Below are 3,681 nucleotides of genomic sequence, written 5' to 3' on the forward strand. Positions count from 1 at the left end.
CCTCGCTATTAGTGTCTGACGACTCGGCGGTCTTCTTCTCGAAATAGATATTCTTGGTGTAGCTCAGCGGTGTCGTTGGACTACAGGTTTCAATCCCGTCACTGGCCAGACAGGTGCGGACTTCTTCTATCTTGCCGGCTTTTGGGAACTTCTGGTGAAAATCTGTGACTGAGCGCATTTTATCGGTAATGGCTCCTGACTCACCAATCTGTGCTGGAGAATCCACGATAATCGTTCTGAACCCTTGGAAACCACGTCCCTGATTATTGTATATCGCGCCTTTATAACGATAGTGAGTCGCATTCAAATCACTACCAATTCCGTTACTCACCCGATGCTCAGCCACCACCATCATGCTAGAGCTAAAATGGAAGTATTCCTGATCGCCAGCTGCTACATCGCCACTCACATAGGCATGATCTGGATCGTAAAAAGTCCCATTCGTGATATCGAATTCATCACTGCCCAGCGGCCGGTAGGTCCACTGGTTTTGTGTTCCCAATCCAGTTGTGACCTGTTTGATGACATCAATTGTTTCATAACCGTTGGTATTGCTAGCAGCCCCCAAATTACGATTGATGTAAAGACGGTCTGCTTTAAGCGAAGTGTCTTTTTTAGTCCCGCCATGTTGTTCGGCATCAACATTCCAAGCGCAGCCTTCAACCTGGCATTCAAAGGTCGTTACCACGTCGATGAGTCCATCACCGGTTGCATCAATCGCCATTTTTTCAGTCGGCGCAGCCACAATGTCGGTTTGTTCTATGCGAGTGCTAATGCTGCCATCGGCATTTTCGTCAAAGTAGATCGCCTGGTATTTTCTGGCCGAAACATCCTTTCTAGCGCCATCAATCGGACTGGAATGTAGCGCAGAGGAATGTCCCCAAAGCGCTTCATCACAAAAGTATTTCTGACGGTACTGGCCATTTTGGATATAAAACTCTAGCGAGCAAGCAGATGCCACCACATCTGACGCAAATAATAATTCTGTTTTACCATCACCGTCATAGTCCATAGCAAGTGTCTTTTCAATCACTGGCAGTCGGTAGCCTTCCCGGTCGCCGGGGGCATTGCTGTGATATTTCCAATAAAGCCGAGTAGGGATCATCACATTCAAATCGATCCAGCCTGCGGCAAAATCGCCACCAGTATTTATCCTTGCTTCCAACCAATAGTTATCGGTTGAATTGGTGTTCATACTGAGCCAGTCTGGCAAACCGTCACCATTGATATCATGGAAGAAGTTTGCGCCTCCCTTATCGGTTGCATCTTCGAGCTGCAAGTGGCCACTAAACAAATATTCAGTAAATTGAACGCCGCCGTTAAGTTGACTCTGACTCAACAGCATTTTGTGGGGATAAGGCATCCCAAGTTGCCCAGTAGCGGGCTTGAGCATAATCACAAAATCTGGCGTGCCGTTACCATCCATATCACCCACTTGCTCAACACTCTCCTTATTGGTGAAAGGCGCCGCGAGATCACTGGTCAGATCGAATAGCCATTGACGACTCGCCGTGGTGTAGGGTTGATTAACATTTTTAGTGTGAGGATAGAGATAAACCTTAGGCACCGCGGTATCACTGGTGGCAAGTTTCATTGTGATATCTGGCCAACCGTCGCCATTAAAGTCGGAGAAGCTCAAGATCCCATCCTGGTAGTAATTCAGATGAATATTTGAGCTTACCCAGCTGGTCGTGCCGTTATACTGAATTTGAATTTCACCACCGGTATTTTCCGTGGTTTTATAAAAGTCGGTTTTTCCATCCTGGTTAAAGTCAGCCGTTAAGCATTGACGTGCAAATCCCATTGATGCTCTCACGACACAACCATCAGTCGGCATTGTATGAGTTGCCTTCACCTGACGCTCTGCATTGACCATGATGCCAGGGACATCAATCACGCCATCTTTATTGGTATCCAACCCCGGCCAGTCTCTAACGCCGTCACCGTCGACATCACTTTTTGGGACAGCCCGACTGATTTTGTCCGCAACATTCGCGGCAACGGTACTGCCGCCTTGAGCAAATTCCACTGGCTCTAGCACGTATTGGGTTGTTGCTTCCTGCCAGTCAAATTCGGTCGCCGGTAAACAATGAATCAATGAGTCTTTGTAGGCACACTCTTTCACACTGCGCAGTAAGGTCCGTCCACTGGATAAACTTAAGTTGCCATAAGTCAGCTGGTAGTCGCGAACAATCGCATCGTCATAATAAGTTTTAATTGATTTTAAACGCAGGGTTTTTCGGGTTAAGCCACCCGCAAGATAAGAGGACTGATAATCAGTTCTGCCCTCATAGTCAAAAACAACTTTACGCGTTGGCTCACTGCCTGCGTTGCCTGTGTAATGGATTGATGCCAGCGTATATTCACCTTTACCCATTGAGTTATTATTTGCAGGCGTATGGTAGCGATATTCGATAAAGTTACCTGACTGATCTTCAACTTTGGCAATCGCCCAAGATAAGACTTCATTTCGACCATCAGCACTGTGCAGGGAATCAGATGTAGTACCGTAATAGCTAATACGGCCATTTTTACTGAAAACCGTAAAGCTCGAAGTTGGATCATTGATAGCGCCATTCTGTTCCACTTTAACAAAGCTATCTAACTCGGTGCGATACTTGGCATTATGTTGACCATAATTACCTTCGATGACTATCAACCGCTGGCCGTTCAAACAAAGTCGGTCTCGGCTAGCGCTATATTGTGGCGATGCCGTAAAACCATCCTGCGCTTGAGTAGCCGCGCAACGATGAATACTCGCGCTGGCACTCAGTTGCCAACCAACACCTGCGACGCCATTCCCACCGCGCGAAGAGTAGTTCAATGAAACATCAGGTTGCATTCCTGCCCGGCCGGGCGGTAGCGCTACCGGAATAGAATAAATTGCAGAGCCGCCGGATACGCCGCCTTCACCAGTGAGTGCACCCACGGCCACGTTAGCAGGAACACTCGGCGTGACTAGCGCCGCATCATCCACAATTCCACTAAACTTCTCAGCAAACTCTTGGTCGACTTGATTAACTTGTACAGTGACAGTCACTCGGTCAACTGCGATCCCATCACTCACCTGAACCACAAATGAGTCGGTCCCATGAAAACCTGAGGCAGGGGTATAAGTCAGGCTTCTTTGCAAACCAGCACCATAACCTGACACACTGCCATGACTGGGTGATGTGTATTCACTCCAGGTCAAAGTAGAATTATCTACATCGCTCGCGTTCAAGGTGAAGCTTTGCGCGTTATCTTGGTCGGTCGCAATGGATTGAGAATCCCCTCCCGCAATGACTGGTGCATCATTGATTGCATTGACTGTGACCGAAGCATTCAAAGTATCACTAACTGCGCCACCATCACTCACCGTTATCGGCACTGTGATGGTTCCACTAAAATTAGCCGCTGGGGTGATGGTATTACCGACCTTAGAATAGTTGGCCCCGTCATGAACAGTAACGGTAAAGCTATTGCTGTCCACATCGCTGATATCCAGATGGGATAACTGAATCGTCAGACTGGAATCTTCATTGACTGCTGGAATTGTGTGACTGTGAATCACAGGCTTATCGTTTACCGCATTGACTGTGACGGTGGCATTGAAAATGTCACTGTTGGCAAAGCCGTCACCGACAACTACCGGCACAATCAAGCTGCCGTTAAAATTAGCATCTGGGATGATGGTGTTGC

At 47.7% G+C, this 3,681-nt stretch carries 1 protein-coding gene; it reads right to left on the minus strand.

All coding sequences use genetic code 11. The features are described 5' to 3' along the window. The coding region (locus FLL46_RS26850; RefSeq protein ID WP_210418834.1) for an Ig-like domain-containing protein at positions 1 to 3,553 on the minus strand (3,553 nt) is incomplete at its 3' end. Positions 3,554 to 3,681: the final 128 nt, after the last annotated feature.

Origin of the sequence: Aliikangiella coralliicola (assembly GCF_007004725.1) — a bacterium.
In the GTDB taxonomy this organism is placed as follows: domain Bacteria; phylum Pseudomonadota; class Gammaproteobacteria; order Enterobacterales; family Kangiellaceae; genus Aliikangiella; species Aliikangiella coralliicola.